The organism is uncultured Aliivibrio sp., assembly GCF_946479765.1.
Classification (GTDB): domain Bacteria; phylum Pseudomonadota; class Gammaproteobacteria; order Enterobacterales; family Vibrionaceae; genus Aliivibrio.
Map to the genome: position 1 here is coordinate 1 of NZ_CAMLHO010000109.1, position 3,107 is coordinate 3,107.

Genomic DNA, 3,107 nt, shown 5'->3' on the forward strand with positions numbered 1-3,107 from the left:
TTTCTTCTGAAATTATAAATTTAATATTGATTATTATAAAATCTTACATATTAATATATTTTGATTGCTGAGTTTTACATAAGTAACTAAGCAAAAAAATGGTGCTATTTAAAGAAAATAGCACCACGTGAATATTGTTAATTTAGAGTTGATTATTTTAAGCGGTTAAGGACACTACTGCGTGATACGACTTCTGGTTGCATTTCAAAAATACGACGTTCATGATGTTTATCTTTGATACGTTCTAATAAAATTTCAACCGCTGTTTTTCCAACTCGTCGCTTAGGCTGATGAACCGTGGTAAGCGGTGGAGAAAAGTAAGCTGATAGTTCGATATTATCGTAACCAATCACTGAAATATCTTCAGGAACCTTTAATCCCGCTTGTTTAATTCGACTAATAGCCGCTAATGCCATAATGTCGTTAAAACAAAATAGAGCAGTAGGTATTTCTTTCATTGCTAATAGTTTATCGATGGCTTTTGATGCAGAAGCACATTCAAAATCACCTTCAATGATCCACTCAGGATTAGTGCTCAGGTTTGCTTCTGTTAATGCTCGCTCAAAACCGTGAACACGTTCTTTACAGGTTGATTTCTCTGCTTGACCGGTAATACAAGCAATTTTTGTGTGACCATTTTCTATCAAATGCTTGGTTGCTAGGTAGCCGCCTTTTTCTGAATTATCAATGATCTTATCGGTATGGGGACTCTCTGGGCCCCAGTCCATAATTACCATTGGTAATTCAGTATTTCTTTCAAGTAGAGCGAGCAGTTGTTCGTTTAAATCAGAACACATCACTAATAGGCCATCAACGCGTTTTTCTGCAAGCATACGAAGGTAATGTTTTTGTTTGTCTAAATCACCTTCGGTGTTACACATGAACAGAGTGTAGCCTTGCTTGTAGCAGTAGTTTTCCACACCATGCATTACTTCAGCAAAGAATGGGTTAAAAGATTGGGTAACTAACATACCAATGGTGCGTGTTGTGTTGCATTTTAAACTACGAGCGACCGCACTTGGCGCATAATTTAGTTCATCAACTGCTTCCCACACGCGTTTTTGTGTCGCTTCTGCTACAAAACGAGTTTTATTGATTACGTGAGATACGGTGGTGGTAGAGACCAAGGCAAGTTTTGCAACGTCTTTAATTGTAGCCATAGAAAACCTTAAATAGTAATTAAGGGGCTATTTATGTTCCAACAAAATGGGTGTAGCTCTAATTTAACTGATGGAAGATAAATAGGCCCTACATATCATCGTACTAATGATAGGGTATAAATAAAAAAAACCGCTAAAAATGCGGTTTTCATTTAATGTTTAAATTTTATCGTTTGCGCTCACATTTTATATGTAAAGCATAGGGAAAACAATGACTGATTTCATAATTTTTGGTCGTAATCTGATTTACATCACGAAGTTGTTAATTTATGTAATCAAATGTGAGGTGTTTCTTTACTTACCAGTAAGGAATTTTACATCTAATTGTAAGAAGGTCACAAGGAAATGAGTCACAGCAGCATAAAAGCCGAACTCATCTCGTTCTTTACAGATTTGGCTGAAACGAGGTGTCCAAGACAACAGTTGCTCATTAATAAAGCTAAGTTGAGCGGTCATATAATGTTCAAAATCGTCTTCTGTTGACTGTTGATTTGTCATCACAATCAGGTTACCAAGAAAATCCAATTCGATGGCGATGTGGTCGGCTGGTTCATTGAACTCTGCTTTTTGTGCTATGTTATACTTTTCAAGTAACTCACGCATTTCTTGGGCAGGTTTACCATTTAGAAGACCTGATTTATCAAGATATAAAGAAGCGTAAGGAAGCGCACTGCTTTTGTCTGATCCTAAAAAAGCTTCACAAAAATCGGCTGATAACTCAAGTTGAACATCTTCTCGGTTCTGGAGTTGATTTAACTTTTCAATTAATGCGTTTACAGCATCAGATAATTCTGGCGTTTCAGCGAGGTTTGATAGAAAAGTACGAACCTCAAAGCTGTTGTATTGTGTTAATTGCTCTGTTGTTAGTTCATTTGTTAATAAGCTAGATAGCCACCAGTAGATTTCAGCGCGTTGTTCATTAAATGCATTCAGTTCGTTCATATATAGGTTACTCCAAAAAAATTATTTAAGAATTGTACTGGATAAGTATGAAAAGGAATAGCACCTATCATTAACAGCGTGTATAAAGATATAGCTAAAGATTAAAGCTCAATTTTGCTTAAGATTTGTTTTGAATCAAACAAATTACAAGTATATTAATTGAAAACTAGCATTATTAAGAAATATGAATAGAATAAGTTAGGAATCATCCAAATAAACCATAAAAAGAGAAAATTATGAGCTATCACATTTTAGTTGTTGAAGACGAAGTGGTAACTCGCTCTAAACTTGTAGGCTATTTCGAAGCCGAGGGATATCAAGTGAGCGAGGCTGAAACAGGGGCAGAAATGCGAACTATTTTGGCTGAACAAAAAGTTGATTTAATTATGCTTGATATAAACCTACCAGGAGAGGATGGTTTATTATTGGCACGCGAGCTGCGTAGCCAATCTAATATTGGTATTATACTTGTTACAGGACGAACTGATAGTATTGATCGAATCGTAGGACTTGAAATGGGGGCGGATGATTATGTCACTAAACCTGTTGAACTGCGTGAGTTGTTAGTCCGAGTTAAAAATTTATTTTGGCGCATGTCATTAATGAATGAGCCTGTTGAATTAGATGAGTCAAATGTAGTTCGTTTTGGCGAGTGGACATTTGATATTCAGCGTCGTGCTTTATCTAATAATGGTGAGCCAGTAAAACTAACAAAAGCAGAATATGAATTGTTAGTTGCGCTTTCTTCATACCCAAATACAGTATTATCGCGTGAGCGTATTTTGAATATGATCAGCCATCGCGTAGATGCCCCAAATGATAGAACGATTGATGTGCTTATTCGTAGAATGCGAGCAAAAATGGAAGTGGATCCTAAAAATCCACAAATTTTTGTAACAGTACATGGTGAAGGTTACATGTTTGCTGGAGACTAATTCTCCTTAATTAAACTTTTTTGTTTACTATTTTAAGCCACTCAGTCTGAGTGGCTTTTTTATTAAATAT

General features: G+C 35.9%; 3 protein-coding genes. 1 reads left to right on the forward strand and 2 read right to left on the reverse strand.

The features are described from left to right. Positions 1-152 precede the first annotated feature (152 nt). Both purR and torD read right to left on the reverse strand, forming a co-directional pair. The gene (purR, locus tag Q1K78_RS17215) at positions 153-1,160 is read right to left on the reverse strand and encodes an HTH-type transcriptional repressor PurR (RefSeq protein ID WP_300181663.1); all 1,008 of its coding nucleotides are present in this window, start codon (positions 1,158-1,160) and stop codon (positions 153-155) included. Between the two features lie 294 nt (positions 1,161-1,454). Continuing rightward, positions 1,455-2,102 (reverse strand): molecular chaperone TorD, encoded by a 648-nt coding sequence (gene torD, locus Q1K78_RS17220; protein ID WP_300181665.1) that lies wholly within the window; start codon positions 2,100-2,102, stop codon positions 1,455-1,457. A 236-nt stretch (positions 2,103-2,338) separates the two neighbouring features. Here torD and torR point away from each other — a divergent pair, with 236 nt between their 5' ends. Beyond that, positions 2,339-3,037, forward strand: a complete 699-nt coding sequence (gene torR / locus Q1K78_RS17225) for a two-component system response regulator TorR (protein ID WP_300181667.1) — start codon at positions 2,339-2,341, stop codon at positions 3,035-3,037. Positions 3,038-3,107: the final 70 nt, after the last annotated feature.

Excerpts from the sequence above, each read along its gene's own strand:
- purR (WP_300181663.1), bottom strand. The coding sequence starts at position 1,160 with ATGGCTACAATTAAAGACGTTGCAAAACTTGCCTTGGTCTCTACCACC.
- torD (WP_300181665.1), bottom strand. The coding sequence starts at position 2,102 with ATGAACGAACTGAATGCATTTAATGAACAACGCGCTGAAATCTACTGG.
- torR (WP_300181667.1), top strand. The coding sequence starts at position 2,339 with ATGAGCTATCACATTTTAGTTGTTGAAGACGAAGTGGTAACTCGCTCT.